Here is a 19,766-nt window from a genome sequence, read left to right on the forward strand (position 1 = left end):
TCAGTCAATTCCGTCGGTCGCCAGCCGGAGCAGGCTTTCGGCGTCCATGTCGTCGAGCGAAACGTCACCGTTCCCGGTGGCGGGGGCCGCTTCCGGTTCGGCTTCCGCGTCGGCCAGTTGCAGCACCAGGTCGAGCAGGCCGGCCTTGCGCAGCCTGCTGACCGGGATCGCGGCCAGGGTTTCGCGGATGCGGGCGTCCGGGTCCGCCGCCGGGGCGTCCGCCCCGAACAGCTGGGTCTTGAGGAACTCCGCGATCGCCGCCGGGGTCGGGTGGTCGAACACCAGCGCCGCGGCCAGCGGCAGCCCGGTGGCCGCCTTGAGCCGGTTGCGCAGTTCCACCCCGGTCACCGAGTCGAAGCCGACCTCGCGGAACGCCTGGTTCGCGGGCAGCGCGTCGGTGTTGTCGTAGCCGAGCGTGGCCGCCGCCTCGGTCCGGACCAGGTCGAGCAGGGCACGACCGCGTTCGGCGTCCGGCATCGCGGTCAGGCGCTGCTTGAACTCCGACTCGCCGGATTCGGCGCTTTCGGCTGCCGGTTCGGCCAGCACCGCGGCCACCTCGGGGAGCTCCGAGAGCAGCGGGCTCGGCCGGTTCGCGGTGAAGCTCGGCGCGAACCGAGTCCAGTCCGTGTTGGTCACGGTCAGCGCGGTCCGGTCGTCCTCCAGCGCCTGCCGCAACGCGGTGATCGCCAGGTCCGGGGCCATGGTCAGCAGGCCGCGGCGGGTCAGGTGCTCCCACATCGACGGGTTGTCGTGCACCATGCCCGCCTCGGCCCAGGCACCCCAGGCGATCGCGGTGGCGGTGCGGCCCTGAGCCCGCCGGTACTGCGCCAGCGCGTCCAGGAAGGCGTTGCCCGCCGCGTAGCCGGGCTGCCCGCCGCTGCCCCAGTTGGCGGCACCGGAGGAGAACAGCACGAACGCGTCCAGGTCGAGGTCCGCGGTCAGTTCGTGCAGGTGCCACGCCGCGGTCATCTTGGCTTGGAGCAGGGCGTCGAGCTGGTCCACCGTGAGCGCTTCGATCGCCGCGTCGCCGACCCCGACCCCGGCCGCGTGCACCACCGCGGTCAGGTTCGAGAGGCCGCCGAGCAGGGCCGCCACGGCGTCGCGGTCCGACACGTCGCAGGCGGCGACGGTGACCTCGGCACCCGAGGCTTCCAGTTCCTCACGCAGTTCCCCGGCTCCCGGTGCGTCCAGGCCGCGGCGGCTGGTGAGCACCACGTGCTCGGCACCGCTGGCCACCGCCCACCGGGCCACGTAGCCGCCGAGACCGCCGGTGCCACCGGTGATCAGCACGGTGCCGCGCACCCGCCACGGCTCGGCCTGCCGTGCCGCGACCGGGGCCGCGTGCACCAGCCGGCGGCCGAACGCCCCGGCCGGACGCACCGCGACCTGGTCCTCCCCGGTTCCGGCGAGCACCCCGGCCAGCAGTTCGGCGGTCCGGTCGCCGAACTCGCCGGGCAGGTCGACCAGCCCGCCCCAGCGGCGCGGCAGTTCGAGCGCGGCCACCCGGCCGAAGCCCCAGAGCGCGGCCTGTTCGGGGTGGCTGACCGGATCGGCCTGGCCGGCGGAAACCGCGCCCCTGGTCACGCACCACAGCGGGGCTTCGATGCCGGTGTCGCCGAGCGCCTGGGTGATCAGCAGCGTCATCGCCAGGCCGACCGGCACGTTGCCGACCGCCGGCGCTTCGGCGATGCCCGCCAGCGAGACGACCCCGGCGAACTCGTTGTGCGCCACCTCGGCCAGTTCCTTGGCCAGCTTGGTCCGGTGGGTGTCACCGACCTCCACCAGTACCGCGTCGTCACCGAGCACGGCCAGCACCGCGGTCACCCACGGATCGCTGGTGTAGCCGGTCGGCACCAGCGCGAGCCAGCTGCCGCCGAGCCCGGCGGTGGTGGTGATCGGCGTCCACGACTCGCGGTAGCACCAGGAATCCACAGTGGACTGCGTGCGCTGCCGGTGGCGCCACCCGGCCAGCGCGGGCACCACCAGTGCGGCGGTGTCGTCGTCCAGCGCGAGGGCTTCGGCGAAGCCGCCTTCCTCGACCAGGTCCCAGAACGCCGCGTCCACCGGATCGGCGGTGGCGGTTGCCGTGCGCTTCGCCGGTTCCGGCCAGTAGCGCTGGCGCTGGAAGGCGTAGGTGGGCAGCTCGATCCGCCGGGCGCCGGTACCGGCGAAGAACACCGTCCAGTCGACCGGCACACCCGCCACGTACGCCTCGGCGAGCGAGGTGGTGAACCGGGCCGGGCCGCCTTCGTCGCGGCGCAGCGAGCCGACCGCGACGGCCGGGATCTCCAGGTCCTCGGCGGTGGCCTGCACGGCCATGGTGAGCACCGGGTGCGCGCTGGTCTCCACGAAGGCGCGGAAGCCGTCGTCGAGCAGGGTCTTGACCGCACCGGCGAAGTTCACCGGCTGGCGGGCGTTGTGGAACCAGTACTCCGGCCCCAGTTCCGCGCTGTCGGCCAGTCCACCGGTCACCGTCGAGTAGAACGGGATCTTCGCTTCCCGCGGCTCGATCCCGGCGAACATCTCCAGGATCGCGTCCCGCAGCGGGTCCACCTGGGCACAGTGCGAAGCCACCGTGGACGGCACCACCCGCGCCCGGATGTCCTCGGCCACACAGCCCGCGACGAACTCGTTCAGCAGGTCGAGCGGTCCGGCGACGGTGAGCGCCTTGGGACCGTTGATCCCGGCGATCGTCAGCCCCTCCGGCAGGCGCGCGAGCAACTGCTCCTCGGTCAGCGCCACCGAGGCGACGGCGCCGTTGCCGACCAGTTCGTCGGCGAACAACTGACTGCGCAGCACCACGATCCTGGCGGCATCCTCCAGGGACAACGCCCCGGCGATGTAGGCCGCCGGGATCTCACCCTGCGACGAACCCACCACCGCAGCCGGTTCCACCCCGGCGGAACGCCACAACTGCGCCAGCGACACCATCACCGCGAACAACACCGGCTGCAGCACCTCGATGCGCTCCAGCCCGTCACCGCCGTCACGGGATTCACGCAGCACGTCGAGCACCGACCAGTCGACCATGGTGCCGATCACCCGGTCGCACTCGGCCATCCACTCGGCGAACACCGGCGACGAATCCAGCAACTCCAGCGCCATGCCGTTCCACTGCGCGCCCTGACCGGGGAACACGAAGACCGGCGCCGACGCACCCTCGGCCACACCGCCGCGCACCACCTGCGAACCCAGCAGCACCGCCCGCGAATCGAACACCGACCGCGTGGTCAGCAACGACGCCCCGATGTCGACCGGATCGCCGTCCAGCGCCCGGACCCGGTCCAGCTGGGCACCGGCCGCGGCCTCGGTCTTCGCGGAGACCACCCACGGCACCACCCCGTCGATCGGCGACCGCGTGCCCTTCAGCGGCAGCGCCGCCGGCTCGGCCTCCGGGGCCTGTTCCAGGATGATGTGCGCGTTGGTGCCGCTGATGCCGAACGAGGACACCCCGGCCCGCCGCACCCGGCCGACCTCCGGCCACGGCACGGTTTCGGACAGCACGCTGACCGCACCCGAGTTCCAGTCCACGTGCGACGACGGCTCGTCGGCGTGCAGCGTCTTCGGCAGCACCCCGTGCCGCAGCGCCATGACCATCTTGATGATGCCAGCGACCCCGGCCGCGGCCTGCGTGTGACCCAGGTTCGACTTGACCGAGCCCAGCCACAGCGGGTGTTCGCGTTCTTGGCCGTAGGTGGCCAGCAGGGCCTGCGCCTCGATCGGGTCACCCAGCGCGGTCCCGGTGCCGTGGGCCTCCACCGCGTCCACGTCCTGGGTGGACAGCCCGGCCGCGGCCAGCGCCTGCCGGATCACCCGCTGCTGCGAGGGACCGTTGGGCGCGGTCAACCCGTTCGACGCCCCGTCCTGGTTCACCGCGCTGCTGCGCACCACGGCGAGGATGTTGTGCCCCTTGCGCTTCGCGTCGGAGAGCCGCTCGACCACGATCAGGCCGACACCTTCCGACCAGCCCGTGCCGTCGGCCGCGTCGGAGAAGGCCTTGCACCGGCCGTCGGCGGCCAATGCGCCCTGCTTCGACAGCTCCGAGAACACCAGCGGCGTGGACATCACCGTGGCACCACCGGCCAGCGCCAGATCGCATTCACCCTGCCGCAGCGACTGGACCGCCAGGTGCAGCGCCACCAGCGAAGCCGAGCACGCCGTGTCGACGGTGACCGCCGGGCCTTCGAAGCCGAAGGTGTAGGACAGGCGGCCGGAGATGACGCTGGCGGCCAGGCCGGTCGCCCCGTGCCCACCGGTCTCCTGGCCGGTGTTGGCGATCAGCGTGGCGTAGTCCTGCCCGTTCGTGCCGACAAAAACGCCGGTCTGGCTGCCGCGCAGCGCGGCGGGGTCGAGCCCGGCGCGTTCCAGCGCCTCCCACGAACCTTCGAGCAGCAACCGCTGCTGCGGGTCCATGGCCAGCGCCTCGCGCGGCGAGATGCCGAAGAACGCCGGGTCGAACTCGGCCGGGTTCGGCAGGAAGCCGCCGAAGCGGGTGATGCTCGGGTTCTCGCCGCCGAACACCTCCTCCAGGTCCCAGCCGCGGTCGGCGGGGAAGCCGGTGATGCCGTCACGGCCGTCGACCAGCAGCTCCCACAGCTCCTCCGGCGAACGCACGTCGCCGGGGAACCAGCAGGACATGCCGACGATCGCGATGGGTTCGTCCGCATCGCGGGTCCGCTCGGCCACGGTGACCGTGCCCCGGTGGCCCAGCAGCTCGTCCCGCAGGAACTCCGCGAGCACCCGCGGGGTCGGGTAGTCGAAGACCAGGCTGGCCGGCAGGGCGAGCCCGGTGGCCTCGTTGAGCTGGTTGCGCAACTCGACCGCGGTGAGCGAGTCGAAACCGAGGTCGCGGAAGGCGTTGTCCACGCCCACCGCACCCGCGCTCGCATACGCCAGCACCGACGCGACCCGGGTCCGGACCACGTCGAGCACGGCATCGAGTTGCTCGGCGCCGGACAGCTCCAGCAGTTCCCGGTGCAGTTCGTTCGCGACGGTCTCGGTGTCCCGGCGGGCAGCCGTGGCCTCGTCCAGCAGGCGACGGGCACCGGGCAGGTCCGCCAGCGACGGCGTCGGCCGCAGGCCGAGCAGCCACCCGAGCACCTGCGGCTGCCGCAGGTCCGCGACCACCATCGCCGCCGCGCCTTCGGCGACCACCTGCCGCATCGCCGTGACCGCCAGCTCCGGATCCATCACCGGGGAGCCTTCGCGGTGGGCCCACTCCGAGTCGACGGCCATGCCCGCCCCGGCCCAGGCACCCCAGGCGATGGAGGAGGCGGCGAGGCCGAGCGAGCGGCGGCGCCGCGCCAGTGCGTCGAGCACCGCGTTGGCCGCGGCGTAGTTGCCCTGGCCGGGGTTGCCGACGGTACCGGCGACCGAGGAGAACAACACGAAGGCGGTCAGGTCCAGGTCCCGGGTCAGCTCGTCGAGCACCACCGCCGCGTCCACCTTGGCGCGGTAGACCGTGGTGAAGCGCTCGGGTGTGAGCCCTTCGAGCACCCCGTCGTCGAGCACCCCGGCGGTGTGCACCACCCCGGTCAGCGGCTGCTCGGCCGGGATCCCGGCGAGCACCTGCGATACGGCGTCGCGGTCGGCCACGTCGCAGGCGGTGATGGTGACGTCGGCACCGAGGCCGGTCAGCTCGTCCCACAGCTGGACCGCACCCGGCGCGTCCGGGCCGCGGCGGCTCAGCAGCACCAGCCGCTCGGCACCCCGGCGGGCCAGGTCGCGCGCCACGGTCGCGCCGAGCGCGCCGGTGCCACCGGTGATCAGCACGGTGCCCGACGGCACCCAGTCGCCGATCCCCCCGGGAGCCGGGGCGGCGATGACCCGGCGGCCGTAGAGGCCGCGGGCCCGCACGGCGACCTGGTCCTCCCCGGCCGCGCCGGAGAGCACGTCGGCGAACCGCTGCGCCACCTGCTCGTCGATCACCTCGGGCAGGTCGACCAGCCCACCCCACTGCCGCGGCAGTTCCAGCGCGGCCACCCGGCCCAGGCCCCAGACCCCGGCCTGCCACGGCGCGCTGAGCTGCTCGGACTCGTCCACCGCGACCGCACCGCGGGTGATCGCCCAGACCGGCGCCGGGATTCCGGCGTCGCCGAGCGCCTGCACCAGCGAAGTCGTCGCGGTGACCCCGCCGAGGTCGGCGTCCAGCGCGAGCAACGAGATCACCCCGGCGAAGCCGTCCTCGAAGTTCCCGGGCAGCCGCGCGGCGATCTCCTCACGGCCGATTCCGGCGACCTCGACCCGCAGCATGTTGGGGCCGAGCACGGCGCTCAGCCACTCGCCGTCGTGGAAGCCGGTGGGCACCACGACCAGCCAGGTGCCGGACAGCGCACCCGACGCGGTCCCCGGCAGCGCCCGCCAGGTTTCGCGGTACCGCCAGGAATCCACAGTGGACTGGGTCCGGCGGCGGCTGCGCCACGAGGACAACGCGGGCAGCAGGGCGTCCAGTGGTGCCTCGTCGACGCCCAGTTCGGTGGCCAGGCTCTCCAGGTCCTCGCGTTCGACGGCGGCCCAGAACTCGGCGTCCACCGTGGCTGCCGTGTCTGCCGTGGCTGCCGCCTCGACCGGCTCCGGCCAGTACCGCTCGTGCTGGAAGGGATAGGTCGGCAGGTCCACCCGGCGTGCCCCGGTGCCGGCGAAGAACGCCCGCCAGTCCAGGTCCACGCCGTTGACGTGCAGTTTCGCCAGCGCCGACACGGCAGCCAGTTCCTCGCCGCGGTCCTTGCGCAGCACCGGCACGGCCACCGCCGCGGGCGTGGTCTCGGCCGCCATCGCGGACAGCACGCCGTCGGGACCCAGCTCCAGGAAGGTGTCCACCCGCTCGCCGGTCAGCGTGCGCACGCCGTCGGCGAACCGGACGGTCTCACGGACGTGGCGCACCCAGTACTCGGGGTCGGCCAGCTGCGCCGGGGTGGCGATCTCCCCGCTCAGGCCGGACACCACCGGAATCCGGGGCTCGCCGAAGGACAGGCCCGTCACCACGGTCCTGAAGTCGTCGAGCATCGGGTTCATCAGGGGTGAGTGGAACGCATGGCTGACCGGCAAACGCCTAGACTTCCGCCCGCGCTCGGCAAAACCGGCCGCGATCTCGGCGGTGACCTGCGCGTTTCCGGAGATCACCAGTGACGTGGGCCCGTTGATCGCGGCGATCGAGACGTCCTCGGTGAGCAGTGGGGTGACTTCCTCCTCGGTGGCCTGGATCGCCACCATTCCGCCACCGGCCGGAAGGGCCTGCATCAGCCGAGCCCGCGCGGAAACCAGCGTGCAGGCGTCTTCCAGCGAGAGCACCCCGGCCACGTGGGCGGCGGCGATCTCGCCGATGGAGTGCCCGATCAGGTAGTCCGGCCGGATGCCCCACGACTCGGCGAGCCGGTAGAGCGCCACCTCCAGGGCGAACAACGCGGGCTGCGCGTTGCCGGTCTGGTTCAGCGCCTCCTGATCCTCGCCCCACATCACCTCGCGCACGTCCAGGTGGGACAGGACCTCGTCCAGTGCCCGCGCGAACACCGGGAACCGCAGGTACAGCTCCCGGCCCATGCCGATCCGCTGGGAACCCTGACCGGAGAACAACACCGCCGGCGAGCGCTCGCCCGCCACCCCGCGGGCGAGTTCGGCCGAGCCGTCCACCAGCACGGCCCGGTGCTCGAACGACGACCGGGTGACGGCCAGCGAGTAACCGAGGTCCAGCGGCGAGACCTCGTGGTTCGCCACGAAGGCGTCGAGGCGGGCGAACTGGGCGCCCAGCGCCTCGGCCGACCGGCCCGACACCAGCCACGGCACCACGGCCGGTTCGACCTCGGCCGGTTCGAGCACCGGTTCGACGGCGGGCGCCTGCTCCAGGATGAGGTGCGCGTTCGTGCCGCTCACGCCGAACGAGGACACCCCGGCCCGGCGCGGGCGGCCGGTCTCCGGCCACTCGGTGCGCTCGGTGAGCAGTTCCACCGAACCGGCGTCCCACTCCACGTTCGACGAGGGCGCGTCGACGTGCAGGGTTTTCGGCAGCACGCCGTGCCGCAGCGCCATCACCATCTTGATCACCCCGGCCACCCCGCCGGCGGACTGCGGGTGCCCCAGGTTCGACTTGATCGAGCCGAGCAGCACCGGCCGGTCCTGGCTGCGTTGTCCATACGTCGCCAGCACCGCCTGCGCCTCGATCGGGTCACCGAGCACGGTGCCGGTGCCGTGGGCCTCCACCGCATCGACGTCCGAGGTGGACAGCCCGGCCGCGGCCAGCGCCGCCCGGATGACCCGCTGCTGCGACGGCCCGTTCGGCGCGGTCAGCCCGTTCGACGCGCCGTCCTGGTTGACCGCGCTGCCCCGCACCACGGCGAGGACCGGGTGCCCGTTGCGCTGGGCGTCGGACAGCCGCTCCAGCGCGACCACCCCGACGCCCTCGGACCACCCGGTGCCGTCGGCGGCCTCGGCGAACGACTTGCACCGGCCGTCCACGGCCAGGCCGCCCTGCGAGCTGAACGCGTTGAACGCGCTCGGCGTGGACATCACCGCGACGCCACCGGCCAGCGCCAGGTCGCATTCCCCCTGCCGCAGCGCCTGCGCCGCCAGGTGGATCGACACCAGCGAGGACGAGCACGCGGTGTCCACGGTGACCGCCGGGCCTTCGAGACCGGCGGTGTAGGAGACGCGGCCGGAGATCACGCTGGCCACCGAGGAGGTGGTGGCGTAGACGTCCTGGTCACCGCCGTTGCCCGGCAGGTTCGGGTAGTCCTGCCCGGTGGTGCCCATGAACACCCCGGTCTGGCTGCCGCGCAACGACATCGGGTCGATGCCCGCCCGCTCGATCGCCTCCCAGGTGGTCTCCAGCACCAGCCGCTGCTGCGGGTCCATCGCCACGGCTTCGCGCGGCGAGATGCCGAAGAAGCCCGCGTCGAACCCGGCCACGTCGGTGAGGAAACCGCCTTCGCGGGTGGCGCTGTTGATGGCGTCCAGCGCCCAGCCGCGGTCGGCCGGGAACCCGGCGATCGCGTCGGTGCCGCTGTCGACCAGCTCCCACAGCTCCTCCGGGGTGGTGACCCCGCCGGGGTAACGGCAGGCCATGCCGACGATCACGATCGGGTCGTCGCCGACCGGCGCCACCGCACGAACCGGTTCCGGTGCGGCCTCGGCGCCGAACAGCTCACCGAGCAGGTGCTCGGTCAGCGCCCGCGGGGTCGGGTAGTCGAACACCAGCGCGGCGGGCAGCGCGAGCCCGGTCGCGGCCCGGAGCTGGTTGCGCAGCTGGACCGCGGTCACCGAGTCGAAGCCGACCTCGCGGAAGGCCTTGCCGGCGGGCAGGTCCTCGACGGCGTCGAAGCCGAGCGTGGCGGCGGCTTCGACGCGGACCAGGTCGAGCAGCACACGGGTGCGTTCGGCTTCGGACAGCCCGGCGAGGCGCTGCTTGAGCGCCGATTCCTCCTCGGGCTCGTCGTCCTCCAGCGCCTGGACCTCGGGCAGTTCGGCGAGCAACCGGCTCGGCCGGCGGCTGGTGAAGCTGGGCGCGAACCGCGCCCAGTCGGTGTTGGTGACGGTGATCAGCGTGCGGTCCTCCTCGATGGCCCGCTGCATGGCGCTGATCGCCAGCTCCGGCTCCATCGACAGCAGCCCGCGCCGCACCAGGTGCTCGGCCATGTCCTCGTGCGTGGCCAGGCCCGCTCCGGCCCACGCGCCCCAGGCGATCGAGGTCGCGGTGAGCCCGTGTGCGCGGCGGTACTGGGCGAAGGCGTTGAGGAAGGTGTTGCCCGCGGCGTAACCCGGCTGGCCACCACTGCCCCACATCGCCGCGCCCGAGGAGAACACCACGAACGCGTCGAGGTCACCGGTGAGTTCGTGCAGGTTCCAGGCGGCGGCCAGCTTGGCCCGCAGCAGGGCGTCCAGCTGCTCGACGGTCAGCGTCTCGGCCCGGGCGTCCCCGGCACCGACCCCGGCGGTGTGCACCACGGCGGTGACGGGGTGTTCGGCGAGCAGTGCGGCCAGTGCCTCGCGGTCGGCCGCGTCGCAGGCGGCGACCGTGACGCGGGCACCCATGCCCTCCAGTTCGTCCCGCAGCTCCGGCGCGCCGGGTGCGTCGAGGCCGCGGCGGCTGGTGAGCACCACGTGCTCGGCACCGGTGGACACCGCCCACCGGGCCACGTAGCCGCCGAGACCGCCGGTGCCACCGGTGATCAGCACCGTGCCGCTCGGCTGCCACGTACGGACCCGCTCGGCCGGGGCCGCGTGCACCAGGCGCCGCCCGTAGGTGCCGTCGGCCCGGATCGCCACCTGGTCCTCGTTGCCGGTCAGCACCGCGGGCAGGCGGTCGTCGAGCCCGGCCGGCACGTCGACCAGGCCACCCCAGCGGTGTGGCTGCTCCAGCGCCACCGCCCGGCCGAGGCCCCAGAGCGCGGCCTGCTCGGGGTCGGTGACCTCGGTGGCATCGGCCACCGCGACCGCACCGCGGGTGACGTTCCACAGCGGAGCTTCGATTCCGGCGTCGCCCAGTGCCTGCACCAGGATCAGCGACCGGGCCAAGCCCGCCGGAACGGCCCCGGTGCGGGGTGCGCCGGTGGTGCCCAGCAGGGACACCACCCCGGCGAACCCGGTGTCCAGCGCCCGCAGTTTCTCGGCCAGTCCGGCGCGGTCGGTGTCGCCGACCGCCAGCACGACGGTCTCCGTGCCAAGGTCGACCGGTTCACCGCCCTCGGGCACCACGACCAGCCAGGTCCCGGAGAGCGCACCGGCCGGGGTGAACCGCGTCCACGACTCGTCGTACCGCCAGGAATCCACTGTGGACTGGGCACGGCGGCGGCTGCGCCAGCCGGCCAGCGCGGGCACCACCCGTGCGGCGGTGTCGGTGTCCAGGTCGAGTTCGGTGGCGAAGTCGCCGTCGGAGACCAGCTCCCAGAACTCGGCGTCCACCGGGTCGACCGTGGTCGCCGGGGTGAGCGGCTCCGGCCAGAACTGCTTGTGCTGGAAGGCGTAGGTCGGCAGGTCGACCCGGCGGGCCCGGGTTCCGGCGTAGCACACCCGCCAGTCCACGCCCACCCCGGCCACGTACGCCTCGGCGAGGGAGGTCATGAACCGGGCCGGGCCACCCTCGTCACGGCGCAGCGAGCCCACCACGACGGCCGGCACGTCCAGCGACTCGGCGGTCTGCTGGGCGGCCATGGTCAGCACCGGGTGCGCGCTCGGCTCGATGAACACCTTGAAGCCGTCGTCGAGCACGGTCTTGACCGCACCGGCGAAGTTCACCGGCTGGCGGGCGTTGTGGAACCAGTACTCCGGCCCCAGTTCCGCGCTGTCGACCAGCCCGCCGGTCACCGTCGAATAGAACGGGATGCGGGCTTCCAGCGGGGTGATGTCGGCGAACATCTCCAGGATCGCGTCCCGCAGCGGGTCCACCTGGGCACAGTGCGAAGCCACCGTGGACGGCACCACCCGCGCCCGGATGTCCTCGGCCACACACGCCGCGACGAACTCGTTCAGCGGCTCCACCGGACCGGCCACCGTGACCGCCTGCGGGCCGTTGACCCCGGCCAGCGTCAGCCCCTCCGGCAGGCGCGCGAGCAACTGCTCCTCGGACAGCGCGATCGACGCCACCGCCCCGTTGCCGACCAGTTCGTCGGCGAACAACTGACTGCGCAGCACCACGATCCTGGCGGCATCCTCCAGGCTCAGCGCCCCGGCGATGTAGGCCGCCGGGATCTCACCCTGCGACGAACCCACCACCGCAGCCGGTTCCACCCCGGCGGAACGCCACAACTGCGCCAGCGACACCATCACCGCGAACAACACCGGCTGCAGCACCTCGATGCGCTCCAGCAGCACCGCGGCCGCCTCACCACCACCACGGGAATTCCGCAGCACCCGCAGCACCGACCAGTCGACCATGGTGCCGATCACCCGGTCGCACTCGGCCATCCACTCGGCGAACACCGGCGACGAATCCAGCAGTTCGACCGCCATGCCGGCCCACTGCGCCCCCTGACCGGGGAACACGAAGACCGGCGCCGACGCACCCTCGGCCACACCGCCGCGCACCACCTGCGAACCCAGCAGCACCGCCCGCGAATCGAACACCGACCGCGTGGTCAGCAACGACGCCCCGATGTCGACCGGATCGCCGTCCAGCGCCCGGACCCGGTCCAGCTGCTCGTCCAGCGCCGCCGCCGACTTCGCGGACAGCACCCAGGGCACCTGCCCCTGGACGGGGGCCGGGCCGGCGGGCAGGTCCAGCAGCGGGGCGTCCGACTTGGGCGCCTGCTCCAGGATCACGTGCGCGTTGGTGCCGCTGATGCCGAACGAGGACACCCCGGCCCGGCGCACCCGGTCGACGGCGGGCCAGTCGGTGGCCCGCACGAGCACCTCGACGTCACCGGCTTCCCAGTCGACGTGGGAGGACGGCGTGTCCACGTGCAGCGTCTTCGGCAGCACCCCGTGCCGCAGCGCCATCACCATCTTGATCACCCCGGCGACCCCGGCCGCGGCCTGGGTGTGCCCGAGGTTCGACTTCACCGAGCCGACGTACAGCGGCCGGTCGTGGCGGTCCTGGCTGCGTTGTCCATAGGTCGCCAGCAGCGCCTGCGCCTCGATCGGGTCACCCAGCGTCGTGCCGGTGCCGTGGGCTTCCACCGCGTCCACGTCCGAAGTGGACAGACCGGCATTGGCCAGCGCCTGCCGGATCACGCGCTGCTGCGACGGGCCGTTCGGTGCGGTCAGCCCGTTCGACGCCCCGTCCTGGTTCACCGCGGAGCCGCGGACCACGGCGAGAACGGTGTGCCCGTTGCGCTTAGCGTCGGACATCCGTTCCAGCACCAGCAGGCCGACGCCCTCGGAGAACCCGGCGCCGTCGGCGGAGTCGGAGAACGCCTTGCACCGGCCGTCCACCGCGAGACCGCGTTGCCGCGACAGCTCGATGAAGGTGCTCGGCGTGGACATCACCGTGACCCCACCGGCCAGCGCCAGGTCGCATTCACCCTGCCGCAGCGACTGCGCCGCCAGGTGCAGCGCCACCAGCGAAGACGAGCACGCCGTGTCCACGGTGACCGCCGGGCCCTCGAAGCCGAAGGTGTAGGAAATCCGGCCCGAAGCCACGCTCAGCGAGCCACCGGTGGCCTGGAAGCCCTCGGCGGTCCCGGCGTCCAGGATGGTGGCGTAGTCGCTGTACATCACCCCGGCGAACACGCCGGTCTGGCTGCCCTTGAGCGAGGCCGGGTCGATGCCCGCGCGCTCCAGCGCCTCCCACGAACCTTCGAGCAGCAGGCGTTGCTGCGCGTCGGTGGCCAGCGCTTCACGCGGGCTCATGCCGAAGAACACCGGGTCGAACTCCCCCGCGTCGTGCAGGAAGCCGCCGAGGCGGGTGTAGGAAGTGCCGGACACCTCGGGATCCGGGTGGTACAGCGCGTCGAGGTCCCAGCCCCGGTTGGCCGGGAAGCCGGTGATCGCGTCGGCGCCCTCGGACACCAGCCGCCACAGGTCCTCCGGCGAGCCCACGTCACCGGGGAACCGGCACGACATGCCGACGATCACGACGGGGTCGTCCGAGACCGCCCGCTGGACCTGCTGCGGAACCACGGCGTCGGTGTCGAACAGCTCGTCACGCAGGTGGGCCGCGAGCACGGCCGGGGTCGGGTAGTCGAAGACCAGGGTGGCGGGCAGCTTCAGCCCGGTCGCCGAGGTCAGCCGGTTGCGCAGCTGGACCGCGGTCAGCGAGTCGAAGCCCATGCTCTGGAAGGCGAGCTGCGGGTCGACGGCCTCGGCCCCGGCGTACCCCAGCACCACGGCGACCTGGGCACGCACCAAGTCGGCCAGTGCCTCGGTGCGCTCGGCCCCGCCCAGCGGCGCGAGCCGCTGCACCAGGGTCGACGCGGTTTCCGCGCCGGCCACCGTGCGCCGCGACCGGCTGCGGACCAGGCCACGCAGTAGTGGCCGCACCTCACCCTGCGCCCGCAGCGCGGGCAGGTCCAGCCGGATCGGCACCAGGGTGGGTTCGGCGGCGGCCATGGCGTCGTCGAACAGGGCCAGGCCCTGCTCGACGGTCATCGGCGGCATCCCCGCCCCGGTCAGCCGTTCCACGTCCGTTCCGGCGAGCATGCCGGTCTGGTCCCAGGCGCCCCAGGCGAGCGAGACCGCGGGCAGCCCTTCGGCTCGGCGGTGTTCGGCGAGGGCGTCGAGCCAGGCGTTGGCGGCGGCGTAGTTGCCCTGGCCCGCGGTGCCGAAGACCCCGGCGGCGGAGGAGAACAGGACGAACGCGTCGAGGTCGCCGGTGAGTTCGTGCAGGTTCCAGGCCGCGTCCACCTTGGGCCGGAGCACGGTGTCGAGTCGATCGGCGTCGAGCGAGCCGAGCACCCCGTCGTCCAGGACTCCGGCGGTGTGGATGACGGACTTCACCTCGTGCTGGGCCAGCAGCGCAGCCAGGGCATCCCGGTCGGCCACATCACAGGCCACCACCTGCACATTCGCGTCGAGGTCGCGGACGTCGGCCTCACCACGACGGCTGACCAGCACCAGCTCACGCACCCCGTGCTCGTCGACCAGGTGCCGGGCGACGGCCAGGCCGAGACCACCCGTGCCACCGGTGATCAGCACCGGACCGGTCCAGGTGAACGGGTTTTCCGGCTGGGTACGAACCAGGCGCGGCACCAGCAGCTCACCGTCGCGGACGGCCACGTGCGGCTCGTCCACCGCGAACGCCTCCGCGGGCACCTCCGCCGAATCGGCCTCGACCAGGCCGAACCGGCCCGGGTGCTCCGCCTGCGCGACCCGCACCAGGCCACCGACGGCCGCCGCGGCGAGACCGCCGTGCGTCACGACCACCAGGCGTCCGTCGCGTTCCCCGGCCAGCCAGTTCTGCAGCACCCCGAGCACTTCGGCCGTCGCCGCGTGCGTGGCGTCCACGACCTCCCCGGCGGTTTCGACGTGGTACACCTGATATTCGTCCACAGTGGACGAATCGGTGGCCGGCACCCAGCCGACCCGGAACAGCGGGTCACGCGGGGCCACCGGTTCCGCGACCACGCGGGTGGCCAGCGACCGCACCGAGGCGACCGGCGCCCCGGCCGGATCGGTGACGGCGATCGCGAAGCCCCCGGCGGTCGGCGTGAACCGGACCCGTACCGCGGTGGCGCCGGTCGCGTGCAGCGAAACGCCCTCCCACGAGAACGGCAGGCCCACACCGGCCTCCTCGTACACCCCGGTCACCCCGGCCAGCAGTTGCCCGTGCAGGCCACCGTCCAGCAGGGCCGGGTGCAGGCCGAACGCCTCCGCCGACACCCCGTCGGGCAGCGCGGCTTCGGCGAAGACCTCGTCACCGAGGCGCCAGGCTGCCCGCAGCCCTCGGAACACCGGGCCGTACTCGAAGCCGAGTTCGGCGAAGCGCTGGTAGCAGCCGTCCACCTCGATCGGCTCCGCTCCGGCCGGTGGCCAGGCGGTGTCGAACTCGGCGCGGTACTCGCCGGTGGCCAGCACCCCGGTGGCGTGCTCGGTCCACGGCTCGTCCACCGCCTCCTCCGGACGGCTGTGCACGGTGATCGGCCGCCTGCCGTCCTCGTCCGCGGCGCCGACGCGGACCTGCAGGCACACGGCCCGTTCGGTGAGCACCAGCGGCGCCGCCAGCGTCAGTTCCTCGATCCGGTCGCAACCGGCCTCGTCCCCCGCCGCCACGGCGAGTTCGAGGAACGCCGTGCCCGGCAGCAACGCCCGGCCCTGCACGTGGTGATCGGCCAGCCACGGGTGCGACCGCAGGGAGATCCGGCTGGTCAGCACCGCTTCACCGGCGGCGAGGCCGACGGCGGCGCCGAGCAGCGGGTGGCCGACCGCACCGAGCCCGGCGGCCCGGACGTCACCCGTGCGCCCGGTGGCCGCCGGCCAGAACCGTTCGTGCTGGAAGGCGTAGGTGGGCAGGTCGACCTGCCGGGCGCCCGCCGGGAAGAACGCCGTCCAGTCCACCTCGACGCCCCGGACGTGGGCTTCGGCCACCGAGGTGGTGAACCGGAGCCAGTCGCCGTCGTCCCGCCGGAGCGTGCCGAGCACCACCCCGGCGACCCCGGCGTCCTCCAGCGTCTGTTCCACGCCGACGGTCAGCACCGGGTGCGCACTCGGTTCGACGAAGACGCGGAAGCCGTCGCCGAGCAGTTCGCGGGTGGCGCGTTCGAATTCGACGGTCTGCCGCAGGTTGGTCACCCAGTACCCGGCGTCCAGCCGGGCGGTGTCGATCGGCTCGCCGGAAACCGTGGAGTAGAACGGGATGTCCCCCGTCCGCGGGGTGATCGGTGCCAGGTCGGCCAGCACGCGGTCACGGATGGTCTCCACCTGCGGGGTGTGCGAGGCGTAGTCCACCGGGATGCGGCGGGCGCGGATGCCGTCGGCTTCGCAGGCGGCCTTCAGCTCGTCGAGCGCGGCGGCTTCCCCGGCGACCACGGTCGCGGCCGGGCCGTTGACCGCGGCGATCGAGAGCCGCTGGCCCCACAGCTTCAGCCGTGGCCGCAGTTCGCCCACCGGCTGGCCGACCGACATCATGCCGCCGTGCCCGGCCAGGAACTCCGCCACGGCCAGGCTGCGCAGCGCGACCACCCGGGCCGCGTCCTCCAGGCTCAGCGCCCCGGCGACCACCGCCGCCGCGATCTCCCCCTGCGAGTGGCCGACCACGGCCTCCGGCTCGACCCCGGCCGAACGCCACAGCTCGGCCAGCGAAACCATCACCGCCCACAACACCGGCTGCACCACGTCGACCCGGTCGAGGTCGCCGTCACCACGCAGCACGTCCAGCAGTGACCAGTCCACGAAGGACGACAGGGCCTCGGCGCATTCGGCGATGCGCCCGGCGAACACCGGCGACGTCTCCAGCAGGTCACGGCCCATGCCGGCCCACTGCGAACCCTGCCCGGGGAACACGAAGACGGTCTTGCCGACCGCACCCGCGACCCCGGTGACCACCCCACCGGCGGTTTCGTCCAGCGTCCGCAGGTGCGTGTGGTCGAGCACCACCGCACGGTGCTCGAACGCGGTGCGGGTGGTCACCAGCGAGTACCCGACGTCGACCGGGTCGTGCCGCACCCCGGCCAGCCGGGCGGCCTGCGCACGCAGGGCCTCCGGCGTCTTGGCCGACAGCAGCCACGGCACCACCCCGGCCACCGGCTCGGCGGGCTCACCCGGCTGCTCGTCGGGGCCCTGCTCCAGGATCACGTGGGCGTTGGTGCCGCTGACCCCGAACGACGAGACCGCCGCCCGGCGCAGCCGGTCCACCTCGGGCCACCGCGTCGGCTCGGTGAGCAGTTCGACGGCACCGGCCTCCCAGTCCACATGGGACGACGGCGTGCCCGCGTGCAGGGTCCGCGGCAGCACCCCGTGCCGCAGGGCCATGACCATCTTGATCACCCCGGCGACACCCGCCGCGGCCTGCGTGTGCCCCAGGTTCGACTTCACCGAGCCCAGCAGCAACGGCCGGTCCTGGCTGCGTTGTCCATACGTGGCTAGGAGAGCTTGCGCCTCGATCGGGTCACCCAGCGTGGTGCCGGTGCCGTGACCTTCGACCGCGTCCACGTCCGAAGCGGACAGACCGGCGTTGGCCAGTGCCTGGCGGATCACCCGCTGCTGCGACGGGCCGTTCGGTGCGGTCAGGCCGTTCGACGCACCATCCTGGTTGACCGCACTCCCGCGCACCACCGCGAGCACCTTGTGCCCGTTCCGCCGGGCATCCGAAAGCCGCTCCAGCACCACCAGGCCGACACCCTCGGACCAGCCGACACCATCGGCATCATCCGAATACGCCTTGCACCGGCCGTCCGCGGAAAGACCGCGCTGGCGGGAGAAGGCGATGAAGGTGTTCGGGGTGGACATCACCGTCACCCCACCGGCCAGCGCGAGCGAACACTCGCCGTTGCGCAGCGCCTGCATCGCCCAGTGCATGGCCACCAGCGACGACGAACACGCCGTGTCCACGGTGACCGCCGGGCCCTCCAGCCCCAGCGTGTACGCGACCCGGCCCGAAGCCACGCTCGGTGAGGTGCTGGTCGCCTGGTAGTTCTCGAAGTCGTCGCCGTCGAGCAGGGAGGCGTAGTCGCTGTACATGACACCGGTGAACACCCCGGTCTGGCTGCCGCGCAGCGAAACCGGGTCGATGCCCGCGCGTTCCAGTGCTTCCCACGAACCTTCGAGCAGCAACCGCTGCTGCGAATCCGTCGCCAGCGCTTCACGCGGGCTCATCCCGAAGAACGCCGGGTCGAACTCCGCCGCCTCACGCAGGAAGCCACCTTGCCGGGTGTACGAGGTGCCAGGGCGCTCGGGATCGGGGTCGTAGAGCGAGTCCAGGTCCCAGCCGCGATCGGCGGGGAACTCGGTGATCGCGTCGGCGCCCTCGGACACCAGCCGCCACAGGTCCTCCGGCGAACCGATACCGCCGGGGAACCGGCACGACATGCCGACGATGGCGATCGGGTCGTCGGTGACCACCTGGCCGGCCCGCACGGGAACCGGGGCTTCGGCGCCCAGCAGTTCGTCGCGGAGGTGACCCGCCAGCGCGGCGGGTGTGGGGTAGTCGAAGATCAGCGTCGCGGGCAGGCGCAGGCCGGTCGCCGTGCCGAGGCGGTTGCGCAGCTCGACCGCGGTCAGCGAGTCGAAACCGAGTTCGGTGAACTGCCTGCCCGGCTCGACCTCGGCGGCGCCGTCGTGCCCGAGCACCCCGGCCACCTGCGTGCGCACCAGGTCGAGCAGCAGCTCCAGGCGGTCGGCCGGGCTGCGCCCGGACAACCGCTGGACCAGGTCCACCGCGGTCTCGGCCCCGGCCGCCGAACGCCGGGTCCGGGTGCGGACCAGGCCGCGCAGCAGCGCCGGGACCTCGTCCTGCGCCCGCAGCACCGGCAGGTCGAGGCGCACCGGGAGGACCAGCGGCTCCCCGGACAACGCGGCGTCGAACAACCGCACCCCCTGCTCCACCGGCAGCGGCGGCAGCCCGGCCCGCGCCAGCCGTTGGGTGTCGGCTTCGCCCGCCATGCCGGTTTCCCAGGCACCCCAGGCCATCGAAACACCCGGAAGGCCCTGTGCCCGGCGCTGGGCGATCAGGGCGTCGGCGAAGGCGTTGGCGGCGGCGTAGTTGCCCTGCCCCGCCCCGCCGAGCACCCCGGCGATCGAGGAGAACACCACGAAGGCGTCCACGTCGCCGGCCAGCTCGTGCAGGTTCCACAGCGCGTCGACCTTGGGCCGCAACACGGCGGCGAGGCGGTCGGGGGTGAGCGAGCCGAGCACACCGTCGTCGAGCACCCCGGCCGCGTGGATCACGGCCTTCACGTCGTGCTGGACCAGCAGCGACGCCAGGGCATCGCGGTCGGTCACGTCGCAGGCGGCGACCTGCACGCGGGCGTCGATACCGGACACGTCGGCCCGGCCGCTGCGGCTGACCAGCAGCAGGTCACGCACGCCGTGCTCCTCGACGAGGTGCCGGGCGACGGCCAGGCCGAGACCACCGGTGCCACCGGTGATCAGCACCTGCCCGCTCAGGGTGACCGGCGCCCCCGCGTGCGCGCGGGCGATGCGCGGCACCAGGATTTCCCCGTCGCGGATGGCGACGCGCGGCTCGTCGACGGTCAGCGCCCGCGGCAGCAGGTCGGTCGAGTCGGCCTCGACCAGGCCGAACCGGCCGGGGTGCTCCGACTGCGCCGAGCGCACCAGCCCACCGGCCGCGGCACCGGCCAGATCACCGGCCTTGGTGACGAAGACCAGCCGCGAGCCGTCGAAGCGCTCGTCCCCGAGCCACTCCTGCACCAGGCCGAACACCCGGGTGGTCAGCGCGTGCGTGG

At 73.1% G+C, this 19,766-nt stretch carries 1 protein-coding gene (running past one end of the window); it reads right to left on the minus strand.

From position 1 onward, the window contains the following. A protein-coding gene (locus AC07EG_RS32215) for a type I polyketide synthase (protein ID WP_478257006.1) crosses the window boundary here: on the minus strand, positions 1-19,766 show its 3' portion. The gene runs 13,174 nt beyond the window's last position; 19,766 of the gene's 32,940 nt are visible here — the last part of the coding sequence; its start codon lies beyond the right edge, outside the window — the gene reads right to left on this strand; the stop codon is at positions 1-3.

The sequence above is a fragment of the Amycolatopsis sp. NPDC045836 genome (genome assembly GCF_056431745.1).